Annotated in this window: 22 protein-coding genes; 14 read left to right on the top strand and 8 right to left on the bottom strand. The window is 72.3% G+C overall.

The genetic code is table 11. The annotated features are described in order from the left end of the window. Positions 1–7: 7 nt before the first annotated feature. A complete protein-coding gene (locus ACFUNE_RS21640; RefSeq protein ID WP_383570276.1) occupies positions 8–937 on the top strand; it encodes a formylglycine-generating enzyme family protein in 930 nt (309 codons plus the stop codon). A 38-nt stretch (positions 938–975) separates the two neighbouring features. On the opposite strand, the gene ACFUNE_RS21635 is transcribed toward ACFUNE_RS21640, so the two are convergent. Beyond that, the gene (locus ACFUNE_RS21635; protein WP_383570273.1) at positions 976–3267 is read right to left on the bottom strand and encodes a glycoside hydrolase family 3 C-terminal domain-containing protein; all 2292 of its coding nucleotides are present in this window, start codon (positions 3265–3267) and stop codon (positions 976–978) included. A 436-nt stretch (positions 3268–3703) separates the two neighbouring features. After that, the gene (locus tag ACFUNE_RS21630; RefSeq protein WP_383570270.1) at positions 3704–4210 is read right to left on the bottom strand and encodes a DinB family protein; all 507 of its coding nucleotides are present in this window, start codon (positions 4208–4210) and stop codon (positions 3704–3706) included. Positions 4211–4365: 155 nt separating this feature from the next. Here ACFUNE_RS21630 and ACFUNE_RS21625 point away from each other — a divergent pair, with 155 nt between their 5' ends. Continuing rightward, positions 4366–4944, top strand: coding sequence for a TetR/AcrR family transcriptional regulator (locus tag ACFUNE_RS21625; RefSeq protein WP_383570267.1), 579 nt, complete (start codon positions 4366–4368; stop codon positions 4942–4944). 210 nt (positions 4945–5154) lie between these two features. Beyond that, positions 5155–5484, top strand: coding sequence for a putative quinol monooxygenase (locus ACFUNE_RS21620; RefSeq protein WP_383570264.1), 330 nt, complete (start codon positions 5155–5157; stop codon positions 5482–5484). Positions 5485–5607: 123 nt separating this feature from the next. On the opposite strand, the gene ACFUNE_RS21615 is transcribed toward ACFUNE_RS21620, so the two are convergent. Continuing rightward, positions 5608–6444, bottom strand: a complete 837-nt coding sequence (locus ACFUNE_RS21615; protein ID WP_383570260.1) for an aldo/keto reductase — start codon at positions 6442–6444, stop codon at positions 5608–5610. A 214-nt stretch (positions 6445–6658) separates the two neighbouring features. Here ACFUNE_RS21615 and ACFUNE_RS21610 point away from each other — a divergent pair, with 214 nt between their 5' ends. Beyond that, entirely contained in the window at positions 6659–7279 is a 621-nt protein-coding gene (locus ACFUNE_RS21610) for a dihydrofolate reductase family protein (protein ID WP_383570257.1), read from the top strand. A 53-nt stretch (positions 7280–7332) separates the two neighbouring features. On the opposite strand, the gene ACFUNE_RS21605 is transcribed toward ACFUNE_RS21610, so the two are convergent. The 3 genes from ACFUNE_RS21605 to ACFUNE_RS21595 all read right to left on the bottom strand — a co-directional run bounded on the left by ACFUNE_RS21605 (position 7333) and on the right by ACFUNE_RS21595 (position 9188). Next, positions 7333–7947, bottom strand: a complete 615-nt coding sequence (locus tag ACFUNE_RS21605; protein ID WP_383570254.1) for a TIGR03086 family metal-binding protein — start codon at positions 7945–7947, stop codon at positions 7333–7335. Positions 7948–7956: 9 nt separating this feature from the next. After that, positions 7957–8451 (bottom strand): hypothetical protein, encoded by a 495-nt coding sequence (locus ACFUNE_RS21600; RefSeq protein WP_383570251.1) that lies wholly within the window; start codon positions 8449–8451, stop codon positions 7957–7959. 83 nt (positions 8452–8534) lie between these two features. Further along, complete coding sequence (locus ACFUNE_RS21595) at positions 8535–9188, bottom strand: TetR/AcrR family transcriptional regulator (RefSeq protein ID WP_383570248.1); 654 nt, start codon at positions 9186–9188, stop codon at positions 8535–8537. A 223-nt stretch (positions 9189–9411) separates the two neighbouring features. Here ACFUNE_RS21595 and ACFUNE_RS21590 point away from each other — a divergent pair, with 223 nt between their 5' ends. Then, positions 9412–10326 carry a DMT family transporter gene (locus ACFUNE_RS21590; RefSeq protein ID WP_383570330.1) on the top strand — a complete coding sequence of 305 codons (915 nt, stop codon included), beginning with the start codon at positions 9412–9414 and terminating at the stop codon, positions 10324–10326. On the opposite strand, the gene ACFUNE_RS21585 is transcribed toward ACFUNE_RS21590, so the two are convergent. Then, positions 10316–10519, bottom strand: a complete 204-nt coding sequence (locus tag ACFUNE_RS21585; protein WP_383570245.1) for a hypothetical protein — start codon at positions 10517–10519, stop codon at positions 10316–10318. The genes ACFUNE_RS21590 and ACFUNE_RS21585 overlap by 11 nt on opposite strands. Positions 10520–10664: 145 nt before the next feature. Between ACFUNE_RS21585 and ACFUNE_RS21580 the strand changes: the two genes are divergently transcribed. The 5 genes from ACFUNE_RS21580 to ACFUNE_RS21560 are packed head-to-tail and all read left to right on the top strand — an operon-like array spanning position 10665 to position 15458. Continuing rightward, positions 10665–11882 carry a sensor histidine kinase gene (locus ACFUNE_RS21580; RefSeq protein ID WP_383570242.1) on the top strand — a complete coding sequence of 406 codons (1218 nt, stop codon included), beginning with the start codon at positions 10665–10667 and terminating at the stop codon, positions 11880–11882. Further along, entirely contained in the window at positions 11879–12607 is a 729-nt protein-coding gene (locus tag ACFUNE_RS21575; RefSeq protein ID WP_383570239.1) for a response regulator, read from the top strand. The genes ACFUNE_RS21580 and ACFUNE_RS21575 overlap by 4 nt, the downstream gene beginning before the upstream one ends. A 36-nt stretch (positions 12608–12643) precedes the next feature. Beyond that, the gene (locus ACFUNE_RS21570; protein ID WP_383570236.1) at positions 12644–13816 is read left to right on the top strand and encodes a cytochrome P450; all 1173 of its coding nucleotides are present in this window, start codon (positions 12644–12646) and stop codon (positions 13814–13816) included. Between the two features lie 15 nt (positions 13817–13831). Further along, positions 13832–14251 carry a PaaI family thioesterase gene (locus tag ACFUNE_RS21565; RefSeq protein WP_383570233.1) on the top strand — a complete coding sequence of 140 codons (420 nt, stop codon included), beginning with the start codon at positions 13832–13834 and terminating at the stop codon, positions 14249–14251. 10 nt (positions 14252–14261) lie between these two features. Then, entirely contained in the window at positions 14262–15458 is a 1197-nt protein-coding gene (locus tag ACFUNE_RS21560; RefSeq protein WP_383570230.1) for a cytochrome P450, read from the top strand. A 6-nt stretch (positions 15459–15464) separates the two neighbouring features. On the opposite strand, the gene ACFUNE_RS21555 is transcribed toward ACFUNE_RS21560, so the two are convergent. Next, positions 15465–16469 carry a Gfo/Idh/MocA family oxidoreductase gene (locus tag ACFUNE_RS21555; RefSeq protein WP_383570227.1) on the bottom strand — a complete coding sequence of 335 codons (1005 nt, stop codon included), beginning with the start codon at positions 16467–16469 and terminating at the stop codon, positions 15465–15467. A 93-nt stretch (positions 16470–16562) separates the two neighbouring features. Between ACFUNE_RS21555 and ACFUNE_RS21550 the strand changes: the two genes are divergently transcribed. The 4 genes from ACFUNE_RS21550 to ACFUNE_RS21535 all read left to right on the top strand — a co-directional run bounded on the left by ACFUNE_RS21550 (position 16563) and on the right by ACFUNE_RS21535 (position 20456). Further along, the gene (locus tag ACFUNE_RS21550) at positions 16563–17324 is read left to right on the top strand and encodes a GntR family transcriptional regulator (protein ID WP_383570224.1); all 762 of its coding nucleotides are present in this window, start codon (positions 16563–16565) and stop codon (positions 17322–17324) included. 245 nt (positions 17325–17569) lie between these two features. Beyond that, positions 17570–18553: a sugar ABC transporter substrate-binding protein gene (locus ACFUNE_RS21545; RefSeq protein ID WP_383570327.1), complete on the top strand. Its 984-nt coding sequence runs from the start codon at positions 17570–17572 to the stop codon at positions 18551–18553. Next, a complete protein-coding gene (locus ACFUNE_RS21540; protein ID WP_383570221.1) occupies positions 18550–19599 on the top strand; it encodes an ABC transporter permease in 1050 nt (349 codons plus the stop codon). Before ACFUNE_RS21545 ends, ACFUNE_RS21540 begins: the two co-directional genes overlap by 4 nt. Next, positions 19596–20456, top strand: coding sequence for an ATP-binding cassette domain-containing protein (locus tag ACFUNE_RS21535; RefSeq protein ID WP_383570218.1), 861 nt, complete (start codon positions 19596–19598; stop codon positions 20454–20456). Before ACFUNE_RS21540 ends, ACFUNE_RS21535 begins: the two co-directional genes overlap by 4 nt. Positions 20457–20547 lie beyond the last annotated feature (91 nt).

The following is a 20547-nucleotide window of genomic DNA, read 5'->3' as shown; positions in this document are numbered from 1 at the left end:
GACGTCAATGGTTTGTTGCGCATCGGTGACCCGCACTTCCCTGCCCGGCCCACCGCTCCCGAGCCCGGCGCCCGAGCCACCCGCGCATGACGAGGTGCGGCTGCCCGGAGGTGAGTTCCGGATGGGGGACGCCTTCGGGGAGGGCTATCCGGCGGACGGCGAACAGCCCGTGCACACGGTGCGGGTGAGGCCGTTCGGCATCGACGCGACGGCCGTCACCGTGGCGATGTTCAGCGCCTTCGCGGCGGAGACCGGGTACGCGACCGTCGCCGAGCGGGCGGGGCACTCGGCGGTCTTCCACCTGGCGGTCGCCGCCGGACGCGCGGACGTGGTGGGAGCCGACCCGGTCGCGCCGTGGTGGCTGGACGTCCGGGGGGCCGACTGGCGCCACCCCTACGGCCCCCTGTCCACGGCGGAACCGGACCACCCGGTCGTACACGTGGCCTGGCACGATGCGGCGGCCTACTGCGCCTGGGCGGGCCGCCGGCTTCCCACCGAGGCCGAGTGGGAGTACGCGGCCCGCGGTGGCCTCGAAGGCCGCCGCTTCGCGTGGGGGGACGAGCTCACCCCCGGCGGACAGTGGGTGTGCAACATCTGGCAGGGGGTCTTCCCGCACAGCAACACCGGTGACGACGGCTGGCTGGGGACCGCACCGGTGCGGGCGTACCCGCCGAACGGCCACGGCCTGCACGAAGTCGCCGGAAACGTCTGGGAGTGGTGCGCGGACTGGTTCGCCGCCGACTACTACGCGCGCTCGCCCGCCGCCGACCCCGAGGGCCCCGGCGGCGGGGAACGGCGCGTCATGCGCGGCGGTTCGTACCTGTGCCACCACTCGTACTGCCACCGCTACCGGGTGGCCGCCCGCTCGGCCAACACGCCGGCCTCCAGCAGTGGCAACTGCGGGTTCCGGACGGTCGCCCGGGACCTCGCCGCCTGACCGCCCGGCGGTCAGGCGGCGAGGTCCCGGGCGCGGGCCTACCCCCGCGCCGCCCGGCGGACCTTCTCCACCAGTTCCCGGACGTCGTCCTGGTCCACGGGAACGATCGGCATCCCGGCGAGCTGGCCGAGCCGCATCCCGGCCACCATCTTGTGCCAGGGGCTGTCCTCCTTCGGGAGGCCGCCCGGCACGGACTCCTCGACGCGCCGCAGGAGTTCCGCGAGCGCGGGCCCGCCGACCGGGTGCGCGAACCACTCGGCGAGGGTCGAGTCGGGCCCCGGCTCGGGGGCGAACGCGTCGCCCTCGACCGCGACCGTCGCGCTGAGCCTGATGTCCCGGCTGGAGGCGCCGACGTCGAAGCGGTGGTCGAGTCCCTCGACGAGCCAGGCGTCGGCCGCCGTGTCGAAGTGGGCGAGTCCGGAGCGGGCGACGCGCACGGTGGTGGGCCGGCTCTCACCGGGTTCGAGGCGTACGGCCGCGAAGCCGCGCAGCTCCCTCACCGGCCGCGTCACACGCGAGCCGGGCGCGGAGGTGTAGACCTGCACGACCTCGTGGCCGGCGCGCTCCCCGGTGTTGCTGACGGTCACGGTGACGTCGAAGCCGGTGTCGTCGCGGGACACCCGCAGGTCCTTGTAGTCGAAGGTGGTGTACGACAGGCCGTGCCCGAAGGGGAAGGAGACCTCCGCCTCGCGGGCGTCGTAGTAGCGGTATCCGACGAACAGGCCCTCGCCGTAGGCGACGTGACCGTTCTCGCCGGGCCATCCGAGGTGGGCCGGGGTGTCGGCGAGCCGCAGCGGAATCGTCTCCGCCAGGCGCCCCGACGGGTTGGCCCGCCCGAACAGCAGGTCCGCGGTGGCCGAGCCGCCCGCCTGACCGAGCAGCCAGCCCTCCAGGACGGCCGGTACGCGATCGATCCAGCCGGACAGCCGGACCACGCCGCCGTTGGCGAGCACCACGACCGTGCGGGGGTTCACCGCCGTGACGGCTTCCAGCAACTCGGTCTGCGTGGATGGGAGTTCCAGGTGTTCGCGGTCGAAACCCTCGGACTCGTAGCTCGGCGGGAGGCCGAGGAAGAGCACGGTCACGTCCGCCGCTGCCGCCGCGCGCACCGCCTCCTCGCGCAGAGCGGTCACGTCGTCGTCCGGTGCGTCCACGGGGAAGCCGGGCGCGAAGGTCACCTGTGCGGCGGGGGCGGAGCGGGTGATCGCGCTCAGGGCGTCGTCGAGACGGGTCGGGGTCACGCGAGAGCTGCCTTCGCCCTGATAGCGAGGGGTGCGCGCGAACTCCCCCACGACGGCGATGCGCTGGGCCGCCGCCGGGTCCAGGGGCAGGACTCCTCCCTCGTTCCTGAGCAGGACGGCGCCCCGGGCGGCGACCTCGCGGGCCAGCTCGTGGTGGGCGTCCGGGTCGAAGGCGGCGCCGGGGCGGGCGTGCGCGGCGGCCTTGCGGGCGAGCTCGACGACGCGGACGGCGCCGCGGTCCACGTCCGCCTCGTCCAGCTCTCCGGATCCCACGGCCGCCGCCACCCGGGCGGGGCCGGCTCCCGACGAGGACGGCATCTCCAGGTCCAGCCCGGCGGCGAGCGCCGCCGCGCGGTCGAGCACGGCGCCCCAGTCCGAGACGACGAGGCCCTCGTACCCCCACTCGCCCCGCAGCACGTCGGTCAGCAGCCACGGATCCTGCGAGGCGTGGACGCCGTTGATCCGGTTGTAGGCGCACATGACGGTCCACGGTTCGGCTTCGGTCACCACCCGGTGGAAGGCCGGCAGATAGACCTCGCGCAGGGTGCGCGTGTCGATGTCCGCGCTGACCGTCATGCGGCCGGTCTCCTGGTTGTTCGCGGCGAAGTGCTTCACCGAGGCGCCGACCCCCTGCGCCTGCAGCCCCTTGACCCAGGCCGCGCCGAGGACCCCGCTGAGCAGGGGGTCCTCGGAGAAGTACTCGAAGTTGCGCCCGCACAGAGGGCTGCGCTTGATGTTGATGCCCGGGCCGAGCAGCACGTGCACGCCGTGGGTGAGGCACTCGCGGGCGAGCGCGTCACCGACCCGGCCCGCCAGCTCGCTGTCCCAGGTGCACGCCAGGGTCACGGCCGGAGGGAAGCAGGTGGCGGGGGCGCTGCCGTTGATGCCCAGGTGGTCACCGGCGGCGCCGCTCTGGAGCCGCAGCCCGTGCGGACCGTCGGAGAGGCGGACCGCGGGGATCCCGGCCTCCGGCCGCGCGGTCGTGTGCCACCAGCCCGCACCGGTCGTGAGCGCGGCCTTCTCGCCGAGACCGAGCCGGGCGACCGTCTCCTGGGGTGATGCTTCGCTCGTGCGGTCCGAGTCGGTCATGCCTTCTCCTTGCGTCGTACGGGGCGCGGGTGCGGATCGCCGGCGGCGCCGGCCGCGCGACACCTCCGGCGCACGTGGCCGTACGGGGCGCGCGGTGAGGCGGCCTGCGGTTGCCAAGAAACAGTACGGTGTACTGTTTTTTGGAGCAAGGGATGTCCCGCCACGATCCACCTCCGGTGAGGGCGGGCGCCGCGCCCCGGCCCTGCTGATCACTCCGGGCCGGTGGCGCGAGGCTCCGCAGCCCGTTCCGGTCATGGAGCGCATCCGTGCCGGCCGCCTCGGTGGCGGACCTCGCGCACGCGGCCCGGCCGCCACGGCGGCCCGAAGGGCCGGCGGGCCGCCTTCCGACGAGGGAGGCGGCTACCTCTTCCACGGCGCCGGCGCCGGCGCCGTCGCCTCGATCCGACTCCGGCTCCGCCCGTGGTCTCCGCCGGGTCTAATCGCCGGTCTTGCCGTCGAGCATCTCGCGCAGGATGTCCAGGTGGCCGTTGTGGCGGGCCGTCTCCTCGGTGAGGTGGAGGAGGATCCAGCGCAGGTCGACGTGGAGGCCGTTGCGGACGGCTCGCCGGGCCTGCGCGTCCAGGCCGTTGCCGGCGACCAGATCGCGGTAGCGGGCGCTCTGTTCGGCGTATTCGTCGAGCAGCTGCGTGAGCGGAAAGTCGACGGCGACACGCATCTCGCGGTCGGGGTCCTCATCGGTCCAGGGGCCTTGGTCCTCCTCGCCGAGGAAGACCACCTGGAACCAGTAGTACTCGACCCAGCGGAGGTGGTTGACCACTCCGCTCATCGTCATCAGGGGTGAGCCCGGCAGCAGGGCCCTGCGTGCGTTCTCCGCGGAGACGCCGTCGCACTTGGCGCGCGTGGTGTCACGTGCGTAGTCGAGAAAGGTGGTGAGCTGGGTGCGCTCGTCCCACGCGGGCGGTGTGTCATCGATTCTGGTCATCGCGCGAAGCGTCCCTGATCACCCGCCCGATGTCGAGGTGTTTATCGGCGGTCCCCGCCTGCTCCGCCCAGCTCCTTGGCCGGCGGGTCGCTGCATCGATCGAGCGCCGGTGGGCCGCCCGGCATGCGCCGCCGGACAGGACCTAGAGTGACCGCGTGAGAGAGCGAAACCTGTACCCGAAGGGGGCCGCCAAGCGGGACGAGATCCTCAGGGCGACCCTGGAGATCTTCGGCCGGGAGGGCGAACGGGCGACCACCCTGCGGAGGGTCGCCGGGGAGTGCGGAATCAGCCTCACCGGTCTGATGCACTACTTCACGTCCAAGGACGACCTGCTGACCGAGGTCCTGCGCGCCGGCGACGAGGCGGCCGAAGCGCGCTACCGGTCCCCGGGGGCGGTGTCCGATCCGGGGGAGTTCCTGGCCCGGGCCCTGACGGCGAACGCGGCGAACTCACCCCGCGTCCGCCTCTACGTCACTCTCGCCGCGGCCTCGACCGACCCCGCGCATCCGGCCCACGCGTACTTCCGGAAGCGCTTCGCGCTCCTTCGCGACGGCATCGCCGAGCACGTCGTGACGGAACAGAGGGAAGGGCGCGCCCCCGCCGGCCTCGACCCGCGGTTCGCCGCCTCGGCGCTGATCGCGGCGTCCGACGGCATCCAGCTCCAGTGGCTCAGCGACCCCTCCATCGACATGGCGGCGCACATCCGCGGCGTCTGGGGGGCACTTCTCGCCTGACCGGGCCGCCGGACCCGTGGGGGCGCGGCGGTGAGCGGAACGCTCCGAGGGGCCGGTGCAGGGCGCCGGCCCCACCCCTCTGATCCGGCACCCTCCGACGGCGACACCCCTGACCACCACGCCTGCTGCGCGCGGGTGTGCCGGTTCGTACCCGGCCTGTGGGGATATGGGACCCTGGTCGGCACGTCGTCGTCCCGAGCAGGAGTCGCCATGATCTTCATCGCCGTCAAGTTCACCGTGCGCACCGCCGAGCGGGACAACTGGCTCCCGGCCGTGGAGGACTTCACCCTCGCCACCCGTCAGGAGCCGGGGAACCTCTTCTTCGACTGGTCCTACAGCGTCGAGAACCCGGACCAGTTCGTCCTGCTCGAGGCGTTCGCCTCGCAGGAGGCGGGCGTGGCGCACGTGAACTCCGACCACTTCAAGGCGGCGATCGACACCATGTCCGAGCTCGTCAGCGAGGTCCCGGAGATCATCAACATGGAGGTGCCCGGGGACGACTGGTCCCGGATGTCGGAGGTCACCCCCCGCAATCGATGACCGCCGGTGCGGTCTCCCGCCGGGTCCTCCGCCGGCCGCTGACCGCCGCGCCGTCCTCCGCCGGCCGCTGACCGCCGCGCCGTCAGCCGCCGGCAGTGGCAGCGTCGTGCCGGACAGCCGGCGTCAGAACTCCTCGTGCGTGACGGGGTCCCCGCCGAATCGGTGTGACGGCCGGGCTCCGATGCGGTCCAGCTCCTGCTGGGTCAGCTCGAAGCCGAACAGGTCGAGATTCTCCCGCTGGCGCCCGGGATCGGCGGACTTGGGAATCGGCACCGCACCCAGCTGGGTGTGCCACCGCAGCACGACCTGCCCCGGCGTCACCCCGTGGGCCTCGGCGGCGGCGATCACCTCCGGGGCTTCGAGTACCTGCCGCCCCCGGGCCAGCGGACTCCAGCTCTCCGTGACGATGCCCTTCGCGGCGTGCACGGCGCGCAGCTCCTCCTGCGGGAGCAGCGGATGCATCTCGATCTGGTTCACCACGGGCAGTACACCCGTCTCCCGCTCCAGCCGGTCCAGGTGCTCCGCCGTGAAGTTGGAGACGCCGATGGAGCGTACGAGGCCGTCCTCGCGGAGCTTGATCATCGCCTTCCAGCTGTCCACGTACTTGTCCACCCGGGGCAGTGGCCAGTGGATGAGGTACAGGTCGACGTAGTCCAGGCCCAGATTGCTCCGGGACTCCTCGAAGGAGGCCAGCGTCTCCTCGTATCCGTGGTGCCTGCCGGGCACCTTGGTCGTGACGAGGAGTTCCTGACGCGGCACCCCGGAGCGAGTGATCCCGCGGCCGGTGCCGGTCTCGTTCCCGTAGTTCAGTGCGGTGTCGACGAGCCGGTAGCCGGTCTCCAGCGCAGCGGCGACGGCCTTCTCGGCCGCCTCGTCGTCGAGCGGCCAGGTGCCGAGGCCCACCGCGGGGATGGTGCTGCCGTCATGGAGGTTGCGGACCGGGGGCGGTGTCTGGCTCATGGTCTCCCATTTCGTTCGCGTACCGTCCCCGCCAGCGTAGGACCGGCCGCCGGGCGCGGCGCGCGGGTCCCTCCCGGTCCGGGTGGGGTTGCGGGTGCGGCAGGGCGGCGGCGCTCACCGGGCGGTCCGGTGGATTCCGCCCGACAGTGGGGTAGGGCAGGCCGAGGCACCCGGGCCGCCGCGATCCGTGGCCGCGAGGCGGAGGAGCAGGACCATGGCGAAGCTGACTCTCACCACGTTCGTGTCCCTCGACGGAGTGATGCAGGCGCCCGGGGACCCCGATGAGGACACCGCCGGCGGGTTCCGTCACGGCGGCTGGCTGGCACCCTTCGCGGACGAGGGAATGGCGGCCTTCATGAACGAGGTCTTCGACCGCTCGGGCGCCTACCTCCTCGGGCGGCGTACGTACGACATCTTCTCGGCCTACTGGCCCCGGGTCACCGACCCGCTCGACCCGATCGCCTCCCGTCTCAACACGCTGCCCAAGCATGTCGTCTCCACCACCCTGACCGACCCCGCGTGGGAGAACACCACCGTCGTCTCCGGAGACCTGACCTCCGGGATCGCGCGGCTGAAGGAGGAGACGGCGGAAGGCGAGCTGCAGATCCACGGGAGCGGCGTGCTCGCGCGGTCCCTCATGCCGCACGGTCTGATCGACGAGGTCAACCTGCTCGTCCACCCGGTGTACCTGGGCAGCGGCAAGCGGCTCTTCCCGGACGGCGGGCAGCCGACGGCCTACGAGCTGACCGACGCGCGGACCACCGGCAGCGGCATCAGTATCCACACCTACCGGCCCGTCGGGCCTGCGCGGTTCGGGACCGTCGGCGACGTCTGAGGAGACCGGGCCGCAGGTCACGGCCCTGTGCGGTGCCCAGCCGGGGCTGCGGGTCACGGCCCCTGCGGCGGTGTCCAGCCGGGGTCGCGGCCCAGGGCCGCCAGGATCAGCGGCAGCGTGCCGGATCCGTCAGGAAGGGGCCTTTCGCCCAGGTGCAGAGCCGGGCGGAACGCGGAGCCCGGCGCACGCCGTACGTCGCCGTCCGGTACGGCACGGGCGATCGGCAGGGCCGCCCGGAGCACGGGTTCCGGCAGACGGACCGGAAGCCCGAGTGCGGTGGCCACATCCCAGGAGTGCGCCACGTAGTCGACGAGGTGGAATCCGACGGCTCTGCGCGCGGGCACCGGCCGGGCGCTGATCTCCGGCAGCCTGAAGGGCCGTTCGGGCCGGCCGGAGGAGGCGAAGGCCTCCAGGAGGGCCGTCGCGGCGGTCCGGTAGGCGCCGGCGGGGTCGTCCCCGAGCTCCGGAGGCCGCCGGGCGGCGGCGTCCGCTCCTTCTCCGCGCGCCGCCGCCGCGAAGCCGTAGTGCTGTGCGGCCATGTGCTCCACCAGTTCCCGCAGGGTCCACCGGTCGCACGGGGTCGGCCGCCGCCAGTCGCCCGGGCGGGCCGCGTCCACGACGCGGACGGATTCCAGGACGGCGGTGCGGTCGAGCAGCACGATGTCCATGGCTGTCTCTCAGCTCCAGGGTTCGGTGCCGGTGAGGATCCGCTCGGCGTAGGCCCAGGCCGGTGCCAACCCGGAGCCGGCGGAGGGACCTGACGGAGCGGCGGAGGGGTCGGACGCCGCGGCCGGCGGGGCGGCGGAGAGGCCGGCCGGAGCGATCTCAGTGAGGGCCGACCGCATCACTCCGCGTCCCCGGAACGCCCGGACGACGCGCGCATGGTCCGGGCGTGCGACGAACGCCGACAGGGAGGCCTCGTCGGTCCAGACCGTGACCGACCCCGAGCGGTTCAGCCGGAGGCCGGTGTCCATCCAGAGCCGGATGGCGACCGCCCCGGACGTCTGCGGCCAGCCGCGCCGCAGACGCAGGCCCTCGGCGGCGACGGCGGGAGTGCCCCACGGGCGGTGCGTGACGAATTCGGTGACGCTGACGATGACGGCCGGGCCGAGGCCGGTGCTCCGCGCCGCCGGACCGTGTTTCCAGGACGTCTTCCATATGCGGGACGGCATGGCCGTACCTCCGTCGAGGTGGACGGGCCGGATCCGTGGTCCGGCCTCCCGCCGACCATATAACTATACGAACGATCGTGCGGCTACATTCGCCCGGGAACTGCCGGAAGCAGCGAGGGGTCGGTGGCGGCTGCGTGCAGCCGCCCCAGGATGGCCCGCGTCGCCTTCGTGTATCCGGGGCTGTTGTTGTGCAGTACCGACTCCGCGTTGGCCAGCTCCATGAACGCGATGAGCTCGAAGGCCAGCTGCGAGACGTCCGTGTCGGCGGCGAGTTCACCCCGCACCCTGGCCTCCTCGACGGTTTCCTCCACGAACGTCACCCAGCCCGTCTGGGTGGAGGCCAGCGCGTCGTGCACCTTCCCCTCCCTGGAGTCGAACTCGGCGATCGTCGCGTAGAAGAAGCAGCCACCGCTGAACACCCGGCGCTGGGAGTAGGAGAGCCAGCTCTCGCACATCCGCCAGACGCGGCCCAGACCCGGCGGAACGGCCCGGGTCGGTGTCAGCACGTGCTCGACGAAGACGGTGACGGCGGCACGCACGGTGGCGAGCTGCAGCTCCTCCTTGGAGCCGAAGAGGGCGAAGACACCGCTCTTGCTCAGCTTCAGCTCCGTGGCGAGCCGGCCGAGCGAGAGGCCCTCCAGCCCCTCGGTCGAGGCGACGTGGACCGCGCGCCCCAGCACCAGCTGCCTGGTCTGGTTCCCCCGCTCGACCCGTCCGTCCAGCCGCGCTCCACCCATGTGCCAACTCCGTGTGTCCGAGCGTCCCAAGACCGACATTCTAGGAGGAGGCGGTACCGCCGGGAGACCGCTTCGGCCGGTGACGACCCCTGCGAACAGACGGCCGGATCACCCGCTGGACAGAGGTTCCCGAGGGGACTGTCCGTTCGGTACGGTGATTGCTCCCTGTGTGAGCCGGCGAGGTCTCCACACCGTTCCTCTTGTGGAGAACCAGGAGAACCAGGTGTCCTCTGCCGTCCTGCCCGCTCTCGCCCCGTCCCGGCGCGCGTGGGTCACCGACCTTCCGCTCCTGCTCGTCGCCGCCGTCTGGGGGGCCAGTTACCTCGCGGCCAAGGGCATCACCACGACGCACACCGTGATCGCCGTGCTCGTGCTCCGCTTCGCGATCGTGCTGCCCGCGCTGGCCGTCGCGGGGTGGCGCGGGCTGCGGGCGCTGAGCGGCGCGCAGTGGCGGGGCGCGGGTGTGCTGGGGCTGGTGCTCAGCGGGATCTTCCTGCTGGAGACGTACGGCGTCGTCCACACGTCGGCCACCAACGCGGGGCTCATCATCAGCCTCACGATGATCTTCACCCCTCTGGCCGAGGCGGCCGTCACCCGCGTCCGGCCGCCGTCGGCGTTCCTCGCGGCGGCCGGTCTCTCGGTCGTCGGTGTGGTGCTGCTGACCCAGGGCGGTGGTTTCACCAGCCCCTCGGCAGGCGATCTCCTGATGCTGCTCGCGGCGCTCGCCCGTACGGTCCACGTCCTGGCGATGGCCCGCATCAAGGCGGTCCAGGACGCCGACTCGCTCTCCCTGACCACGGTGCAGCTCGGCAGTGCGGTCGCCGTCTTCGCCGTGCTGGCCGCCGTTCCCGGGACGGGTCCCGCGCCCTGGACGGTTGCGGCGGGCTTCGGTGCCACGGAGTGGGCGGGGCTGCTCTTCCTGTCGGTCTTCTGCACGCTGTTCGCGTTCTTCGTGCAGATGTGGTCGGTGCGCCGCACGTCGCCGTCCCGCGTCAGCCTGCTGCTCGGTACCGAGCCGCTCTGGGCCGCCGCCGCCGGCATCGCGATCGGGGGTGAGCGCCTCGGCGCCCTGGGTGTGCTGGGCGCGGTGCTCGTGCTGGCCGGCACCGCGTGGGGGCGTCGGAGCGTCACGTCCTGAGGGAGTCCGCCGCGATCATCACGGCACCGCCCGTCACCACCAGCACGATGCTGACGAAGAGTCCGTAGCCGTCGAGGAAGTCGAGCCTCGCCACCACGGCCCACAGCCGGAACCAGCCCGTCCACTCGTACAGCAGCCCGGCGGCGCCCTGTGCGAACACGAGGAATCCGGCCGTCTCCACGAATTTCTTCATGGTCCGAGCCTGGGGCCGGCCACCCCGGGCCCGCGTCGGCCACCGGTCTGCCCGACCCCGACGGAAGTATCGGACCGTACGACTTCGGTATCTCCCTGGGACGGAAGTGCCCGGCAGAGCCTGCCGACTGCGTAGCTTTGTCGACATGACCCGTACGGAATACCCCTGGCTGCTGCCCTCGGCGCTGGCCGATCACGAGACGCCCGGGCACCCGGGCAGGCCGCGCCGGACCGTGCGGGACTGGGCCGTGGACATCACGCTCTTCCTCTGCGCCGCGGGGGTCGGGATCCTCGCCGTCTCCGCGATCGACGCCGACCACACCACCCCCGACGGCGTCGTGCTCGTCGACTGCCTGCTCGGGGCCGCCGCCTGCTGCGCCCTCTGGGTGAGGCGCCGGTGGCCCGTGGTGATCGCCACGGGTCTCACGGTGCTGGGCGTCGTGGAACCGGTCGCGGCCGGAGCGATGCTGATCGCGCTCTTCAGCCTGGCGGTGCACCGTCCTTTCAAGCCGGTGGCCGCCGTCGGCGCGCTCGCCCTCCTCGCGGCCCCCGCACAGCCGATGGTGCGCCCGGACCCCGCCACCTCCTTCGTCGCCGCCACGATCATCGGGGTCCTGCTGGTCCTGCTGGTGCTCAGCTGGGGCATGGTCGTACGGTCGCGGAGGCAGCTGGTCGTCACCCTGCGCGAACGCGCCCGCCGGGCCGAGGCCGAGGCCGCTCTCCGCGCCGAGCAGGCCCAGCGGCTGGCGCGGGAGGCCATCGCCCGCGAGATGCACGACGTCCTCGCCCACCGGCTGACCCTGCTCAGCGTCCACGCGGGCGCGCTCGAATTCCGGCCCGACGCGCCCCCGGCCGAGGTGGGCAGGGCCGCCGGAGTCATCCGCGACAGCGCCCACGAGGCGCTGCAGGACCTGCGCGAGATCATCGGCGTCCTGCGCGCCCCGGGCGACGGCGACGAGGGCAACAGGCCGCAGCCCACCCTCGTCACCCTGGACGCGCTGATCGACGAGTCCCGCTCGGCCGGCATGGACGTCACCCTGGACAACACCGTCGCCGAACCGGGCCGTGCGCCCGCCGCCACCGGGCGGACGGTCTACCGCATCGCGCAGGAGGCCCTGACCAACGCCCGTAAGCACGCCCCCGGGGCACCCGTCGGCGTCATGGTCGCCGGCGGGCCGGGCGACGGGCTGACCATCGAGGTCGGCAACCCCGCACCCGCCGAACCCTTCGAGCCGGTCCCGGGGTCCGGTCAGGGGCTCATCGGCCTCACCGAACGCGCGAGCCTGGCCGGCGGGAGTCTGGACCACGGGCCCCGGCCCGACGGCGGATTCACGGTCCGGGCCCGGCTACCGTGGCCCGCATGAGCACTCCCCACTCCCCGGAGTCACCACCGGTCCGGCTGGCCGTCGTCGACGACGACCCGCTCGTGCGGGCCGGTCTCGCCCTGATGCTCGGCGGCGCCGACGGCATCGACCTGGTCGGGGAGGGGGCCGACGGCACGGAGGTCGCCGCCCTCGTCGCACGCGCGCACCCCGACGTCGTGCTCATGGACATCCGGATGCCCGGGATGGACGGGCTGGCGGCCACCGAGGAGCTGCGGCGCCGGCCCGGCGCGCCCGAGGTCATCGTCCTGACCACCTTCCACGCCGACGAGCAGGTGCTGCGTGCCATCCGCGCGGGGGCCGCGGGGTTCGTATTGAAGGACACCCCGCCCGCGCAGATCGTCGAGGCGGTCCTGCGGGTCGCGGCCGGCGAGCCCGTCCTCTCGCCCGCGGTCACCCGCCGGCTCATGGCCCGCGCGGCGGGTGAGCCCGCGGACGACCGGCAGGCCCGCGGCGCACGCGCCCGGCAGCGGTTCGCCACGCTGGGGGAGCGTGAGCAGGACGTGGCCGCTGCCGTCGGGCGGGGCGGATCCAACGCCGAGATCGCTGCGGCCCTCCATCTGAGCGTGGCCACCGTGAAGACGCACGTGTCCCGGATCCTCGCCCGTCTCGGGCTCAACAACCGTGTCCAGATCGCCCTGTTGGTCCACGACGCCGGTCTCCTCCATGAGGACGAGGACGGGACGGGAGACGGCCGCCTACGCTGAACGCGGACCGGACGGACCGGAAGAGGGGGCGGAGCCATGTCGGTGGTCGATCTGCGCGGGGCGGAGGACTTCAGCGCGAATCCGTATCCGTACTACGCGAAGCTGCGGGCCGAGGGGCCGGTGCACCCGGTCCGTACCGACGACCTGGAGCGGGTCTGGATGATCGTCGGTTACGAGGAGGCCCGTGCGGCCCTCGCGGACCCGCGGTTCAGCAAGGACTGGCGGACGACGGAGACCCTGTCCGTGTCGAGCAACCCGATCAACGCCAACATGCTGGAGCTGGACCCTCCGCACCACACCCGGCTGCGGAAGCTCGTCGCACGCGAGTTCACCGCGCGGCGGATCGAGGCCCTGCGCCCGCGCGTCGAGCAGATCACCGGCGAGCTCCTCGACGCGATGGTGCCCGCCGGGAGCGCCGACCTCATCGACGCGTTCGCCTTCCCGTTGCCGATGACCGTGATCTGCGAGCTCATCGGCGTCCCCGACATCGACCGGGACGCCTTCCGGCTGATGTCCAACGCCATCGTCACGCCCGTCTCGGCGGAGAAGGAGAACGAGGCCGTCCACGCCATGGGCGCCTACCTCGACGAGCTGATCGAGGACAAGCGCTGCGCCCCGGGCGACGACCTGATGAGCGCCCTGATCCAGGCGCGCGTGGAGGACGGGGACAGCCTGTCGCGCGACGAACTGACCGGCATGGCCTTCCTCCTCCTGGTTGCGGGGCACGAGACGACCGTGAACCTGATCGCCAACGGAGTGCGCGCGCTCCTCGACCACCCCGGACAACTGGCCCTGCTCCGCGCCCGGCCGGAGCTGATCGACGGAGCGGTCGAGGAGATGCTCCGCTACGACGGGCCCGTCGCGACAGCGACCTTCCGCTTCACCCGTGAACCGGTCCCGATCGGCTCCGTCGTGATTCCCCGGGGCGAGGCGGTGCTGGTGGCCCTCGGCTCCGGGGACCGCGACGCAGACCGCTATCCGGATCCGGACACCTTCGACATCCTGCGCCAGGCCCAGGGGCACCTGGCCTTCGGGCACGGCATCCACTTCTGCCTGGGCGCCCCGCTGGCCCGGATGGAGGGCCGTATCGCGATCCAGGCGCTGCTGGACCGGTGCCCCGGGCTCGAACGGGACCCGGACGCCGATGAGCCGGACTGGCTGCCCGGGCTGCTGCTCCGGGGGGTCCGTCGCCTGCCGGTGCGCTGGTGAGGTGGGATGGCGTCCATGACTGAACTCTCCCTCGACTCGGCACAGCAGGTCCTCGACAGCCAGCCGTTCAGCGCGCTCGTCGGCGCGCGGATCACCGGGTTCGGGGACGGCGCTGCCGTCCTCGAGGTCGACGTACGCGAGGAACTCACCCAGCAGAACGGCTTCCTGCACGGCGGCGTGCTGTCCTACGCGGCCGACAACGCGCTCACCTTCGCCGCCGGGACGACCCTCGGAGCCGCGGTCCTGACGGGCGGCTTCTCCATCCAGTACGTCCGGCCGGCGAGCGGCCGCACCCTGACCGCCCGCGCCGAGGTCGTCCACACCGGCCGCAGGCAGGCCGTCGTGCGCTGTGATCTGTACACCATGGACGACGGAGGGACCGAGACACTGTGCGCGGTGGCACAGGGCACGGTGCTCTCCGCCCGACCGGCCTGAAGGGAATCACGTGACCACGGAAGTCCTGCTCGACCTCGGCGAACTCGGTGACGACTTCACTCGCGACCCCTATCCCGTCTACGCCCGGTTACGCGCCCTCGGCCCTGTGCACCGGGTCCGCATCCCGGAGGGCGCGGAGGCCTGGCTCGTCGTCGGGTACGAGGCGGGGCGGGCCCTCCTCGCCGACCAGCGGCTCTCCAAGGAGTGGCGCAGGGCGTCGCCCACGCTCGGCGTCGGCAAGGTGTCCTCGGGGACGTCGATGCTGAGTCACGACGCCCCGGTCCACACCCGGCTGCGCAGGCTCGTGGCCAAGGAGTTCACCGCCCGTCGGATGGAACGGATGGCCCCGCGCGTCCAGGAGATGACGGACGCCCTGCTCGACTCCATGCTCGACGGCCCCGGCCGGAGCGCGGACCTGGTGGAGGCGTTGTCGTTCCCTCTGCCGATGACCGTCATCTGCGAACTGCTGGGTGTGCCGTCCCTGGACCGGCAGGGCTTCCGCGAGTGGTCCAACACGGCGGTCTCGTCCCTCGACGCGGAGGCGCGCAGCGGCGCCACCGCCGCCATGACCGCGTATCTGGGCGAACTGCTCGCGGAGAAGCGCGCGGCCCCGGGCGAAGACCTGATGAGCGCCCTGATCCACACGTCGGACGACGACGGCGACCGGCTCTCCGCGGACGAACTCATGGGCATGGCCTGGCTGCTGCTCGTCGCCGGTCACGAGACCACGGTCAACCTCATCTCCAACGGCGTCCTGAGTCTGCTGACCCACCCGGATCAACTCTCTCTCCTCAGAGCCGACTTCGGCCTCATCGGCAATACCGTCGAGGAGACGCTCCGCTACGAGGGACCCGTCGAGACCCCCACGTACCGCTTCACCACCGAGCCGCTCGACGTCTCGGGCACGGTGATCCCCGGTGGCGGTGAGCTCGTCCTGATCGCGATGGCCGACTGCGACCGCGACCCGGCCCGCTACCCGGACGCCGACCGGTTCGACATCACCCGGGACGCCCGCGGGCACGTCGCCTTCGGCCACGGCATCCACTACTGCCTGGGCGCGCCACTGGCCCGCATCGAGGCCCGCATCGCCATCCGGACGCTCCTGGAGCGCTGCCCGGAGCTGCGGCTCGACACGGATCCTGCCCGGCTCCCCTGGCGTACGGGCATGCTGCTCCGGGGGCCGCAGAGCCTGCCCGTGGCCTGGTAGCGGACCTCAGGCCTCGGGGATCTCCGTCATCCGCACCGGGCGGCGCTCCGCGCGCGACAGCTCGCACGCCTCGGCGATGCGCAGCGCGTGCAGCGCCTCCCGGCCGTCGCACGGGTTCTCCCGCTCGCCGCGCACGACGCCGAGGAACGCGTCCAGCTCGGCCTCGTACGCCGGCGCGAACCGCTCCAGGAAGCCGGGCCACGGCTTGGCCGGCGCGGGCGGGCCCTGCGGCTCGGTGGAGGTGAGCGGCGTGCGGTGGTCGAGGCCGACCGCGATCTGGTCCCGCTCGCCCGCCAGCTCCATGCGCACGTCGTAACCGGCCCCGTTGCACCGGGTGGCCGTCGCCGTGGCGAGCGTGCCGTCGTCCAGGGTCAGCAGCGCCGCCGCCGTGCCGACGTCGCCCGCCTCCCGGAACACCGCAGGCCCGGCGTCCGACCCGGTGGCGTACACCTCGGTCACCTCGCGGCCCGTCACCCACCGCAGGATGTCGAAGTCGTGCACCAGGCAGTCCCTGAACAGGCCCCCGGAGAGCGGCAGGTAGGCGGCGGGCGGGGGAGCGGGGTCGGACGTCGCCGCCCGTACGGTGTGCAGCCTGCCCAGGGCCCCGCCGCGCACAGCGGTGCGCGCGGCGGCGTACCCCGCGTCGAACCGCCGCATGAAGCCGAGCTGCAGGACGCTGCCCGCCCGCTCGACCTCGCGCAGGGCCCCCAGCGTTCCCGCCAGGTCCAGCGCGATCGGCTTCTCGCAGAAGGCGGGCAGCCCGGCCCGTGCCGCCCGGCCGATGAGGTCCGCGTGCGCCGAGGTGGCCGACGTGATCACCACGGCGTCCACCCCCGCGCCGATGACCTCCTCGGCGGACGCGACGGCGGTGGCTCCCGTCCGGGCCGCGGTCCGTGCGGCGCGCGCGGGGTCCATGTCCGTCACGGCCAGGGAGGTCACCTTCGGATGCCGTGCCAGGACGCCCGCGTGGAAGGAACCGATCCGGCCCGTGCCGATGAGTCCGATGCGCATGGACCCAACGTGCCGCCCCTCAGGCGCACTGTCAACTATATGTCCTGACAAATCGAAGGGTGCGGCGCGGCCGTACGGGGTACGCTCCGTGCCGTGCCCAAACCCGCCGCCGACTCCGCCGCCCTGGGGCTGGGTGTGGACCGCACCAGTCCTGTCCCCCTCTACCACCAGCTGGCCCAGCAGCTGGAGGCGGCCGTCGAGCAGGGCCGGCTCGCACCCGGCAGTCTCCTCGGCAACGAGCTGGAGCTCGCCGCCCGGCTCGGGCTGTCCCGGCCCACCGTGCGCCAGGCCATCCAGTCGCTCGTCGACAAGGGGCTGATGGTGCGCCGGCGCGGTGTCGGTACGCAGATCGTGCACAGCCGCATCAAGCGCCCGCTCGAACTGAGCAGTCTCTACGACGACCTGGAGACGGCCGGCCGGAAGCCCGCGACCCGGGTCCTGCGCAACGGGGTCGAGCCGGCCTCGCCGGAGGTCGCCGCCGCCCTCGGTGTGGAGGAGGGCAGTGAGGTCCATCTCGTCGAGCGGGTGCGGTACGCGCACGACGAGCCCATGGCCCTCCTCCGCAACCACCTGCCGCCGGGGCTGCTCGACCTCTCCACCGAGCGGCTGGAGTCGACCGGCCTGTACCGGATGATGCGCGCCTCGGGGATCACGCTGCACAGCGCCCGCCAGTCCGTGGGCGCCAGGGCCGCCACCGCCGAGGAGGGCGAGCTGCTCGCGGAGCCCGCGGGCGCACCGCTGCTGACCATGGAGCGCACCACCTTCGACGACGGAGGCCGGGCCGTCGAATTCGGCTCGCACGTCTACCGCGCCTCGCGGTACGCCTTCGAGTTCCAGCTGCTCGTCCGGCCCTGAGTGCCCGCCGCGGTCCCTCCGGTCAGAATGTTCGGAGCCAACCGTTGACGTGGTCATGCTAGGTCACTAGAACGGCGGAAGGGCGCGCCCGCGCCCCTGCCGGGCCGTACCGGACCGGGCTCGGGGATACTTGGCCCGCCGGGCGGCGGGCGTACGTGTCCCGAGCCCGGCTTCACCAGGCAGCACAACGAGCAGCACTAGAAGGGCACGGCGTCGTGGCAAGGGTTCGGACAGGGGTACGCGCGATGGGCGCCGTGCTGGCAGCGGTACTGGCGGCCTCCCTCGCGGGATGCAGCAGCACCGGCGGCAAGCGGGCGGAGGAGCGCGCGGCCCAGCAGGCCGCCGAGGGCCGGTCCGCGGTGAACACGCCCCGCTGGACGTTCGCCATGGTCACCCACTCGGGTGATGGCGACACTTTCTGGGACATCGTCCAGAAGGGTGCCAAGCAGGCGGCCGGCAAGGACAACATCAACTTCCTGTACTCGCACAGCGACGAGGGCCAGCAGCAGGCCGAGCTCGTCCAGACCGCGATCGACAAGAAGGTCGACGGCCTGATCGTCTCGCTGGCCAAGCCCGACTCGATGAAGACCGTCGTGGCCAAGGCCGTCAAGGCGGGCATCCCCGTCATCACGGTGAACTCCGGCTCCGCCGAGTCCAAGGCCTTCGGCGCACTCACCCACATCGGCCAGGACGAGTCCATCGCCGGTGAGGCCGTCGGCGACGAGCTGAACGCGCGGAAGCGCAAGAAGGTCCTCTGCGTCCTGCACGAGCAGGGCAACGTCGGCCACGAGCAGCGCTGCGCCGGGGCCGAGAAGAGCTTCGACGGGACGATGCAGAACCTCTACGTCGACGGCACCAACATGCCCGACGTCCAGTCCTCCATCGAGGCCAAGCTGAGCGCCGACAAGGACATCGACGCCGTCGTCACCCTCGGCGCGCCGTTCGCCGCGGCGGCCGTCAAGGCGAAGCGGACCGCGGGCAGCGAGGCCGAGGTCGACACCTTCGACCTCAACGCGAGCGTCGCCGCCGGCCTCCAGGACAAGTCGCTCGGCTTCGCCGTCGACCAGCAGCCCTACCTCCAGGGGTACGAGGCCGTCGACCTGCTCTGGCTCTACCGCTACAACCAGAACGTGCTCGGGGGCGGCCTGCCCGTCCTGACCGGCCCGCAGGTCATCACGGCTGACGACGCCGACGCGCTCGCCGAGTACACGAACCGGGGGACGCGATGACGGCGACCGGGCAACCGGCGGCGCCCCGCACCGACGAACGCCTGCTGCGCACCTCCCCGCTGCGCAAGCTGCTCGGCAGGCCCGAGCTCGGCTCCGTCGTCGGGGCCGCGGCCGTCTTCCTCTTCTTCGCGATCGTCGCCGACAGCTTCCTCCAGGCCTCCAGCCTCGGCACGGTGCTGTACGCGGCCTCCACCATCGGGATCATGGCGGCGCCCGTGGCGCTCCTGATGATCGGCGGCGAGTTCGACCTCTCCGCCGGTGTGATGGTGACCAGCTCCGCGCTGATCTCCTCGATGTTCAGCTACCAGATGACCGCCAACGTCTGGGTCGGCGTCTTCGTGTCGCTGCTGGTCACCCTCGGCTTCGGGGCGTTCAACGGCTTCATGCTGACCCGCACCAAGCTCCCGAGCTTCATCATCACGCTCGGCACGTTCCTGATGCTGACCGGCCTGAACCTCGGCTTCACCAAGCTGATCAGCGGCACGGTGTCGACCAAGGCCATCGGGAACATGGAGGGCTTCGACTCCGCCCGCAAGGTCTTCGCGTCCTACCTCACCGTCGGCGGCGTCGAGCTGAAGGTCACCATCCTGTGGTGGGCCGCGCTCGTCGCGATCGCCACCTGGATCCTGATCCGCACCCGCTTCGGGAACTGGATCTTCGCCGTCGGCGGCGAGGCCGACGCCGCGCGCGCGGTCGGCGTGCCCGTGATCCGTACCCGGATCGGGCTCTACCTCGGGGTGGCCTTCGCCGCCTGGGTCTCCGGCCAGCACCTGCTGTTCTCGTACGACGTGGTGCAGTCCGGGGAGGGCGTCGGCAACGAGCTGATCTACATCATCGCGGCCGTCATCGGCGGCTGCCTGATCACCGGCGGCTACGGCTCCGCGATCGGCTCCGCGGTCGGCGCGATCATCTTCGGCATGACCAGCAAGGGCATCGTGTACGCGGAGTGGAACCCCGACTGGTTCAAGTTCTTCCTGGGAGCGATGCTGCTCCTGGCCACCCTGCTCAACCATTGGGTACGCAAGCGCGCGGAGGCGACGAAATGACGGCCACTCAGTCTTTGTCTCCCCGGGACACGGCCGGCCCGGCGCTCGTCGAGCTCGACGGCGTCAGCAAGTACTACGGCAACATCAAGGCCCTGGAGAACGTCTCGCTGGAGGTCCGCGCGGGGGAGATCTCCTGCGTCCTCGGCGACAACGGAGCCGGCAAGTCCACCCTCATCAAGATCATCGCGGGGCTCCACCGGCACGATGCCGGGACGTTCCTGATCGAGGGCGAGGAGACCACGCTCGTCAACCCGCGTGACGCCCTGGACCGGGGCATCGCCACCGTCTACCAGGACCTCGCGGTCGTTCCGCTCATGCCGGTCTGGCGCAACTTCTTCCTCGGCTCGGAGCCGACGAAGGGCTCCGGCCCGTTCAAGCGCCTCGACGTGAAGCGGATGCGGGAGACGACCCGCGCGGAGCTGCTGCGCATGGGCATCGACCTGCGCGACGTCGACCAGCCCATCGGCACCCTGTCGGGCGGCGAACGCCAGTGCGTGGCCATCGCCCGCGCGGTGTACTTCGGCGCCAAGGTCCTCGTCCTCGACGAGCCGACCGCGGCGCTCGGCGTCAAGCAGTCCGGGGTCGTGCTGAAGTACGTCGCGGCCGCCAGGGACGCCGGGCTCGGCGTGGTCCTCATCACGCACAACCCTCACCACGCCTACCTCGTGGGCGACCGGTTCGTCCTGCTCAAGCGGGGCGCGATGTCCGGAAGCCACACCAAGGACGACGTCACCCTGGACGAACTGACCCGCCAGATGGCCGGGGGCAGCGAGCTCGACCAGCTCAGCCACGAGCTCGAGCGGGCCCCGTCGCCGGACCACCTCGGTGGCCGCCCGGCCGGTGACGACACCCCGTAAATCCCCTTCGGCACCCCTCGCCCCCGCCCCGGAGACCGGTTCCGGGGGCGAGGGAATGGCAGAATCGTGGGCGGCGGACGCCGTCCGCCGC

This window comes from Streptomyces sp. NPDC057287, from assembly GCF_042667905.1.
Taxonomy (GTDB): domain Bacteria; phylum Actinomycetota; class Actinomycetes; order Streptomycetales; family Streptomycetaceae; genus Streptomyces.
This window is presented reverse-complemented; position numbering and strand designations above follow the sequence as displayed.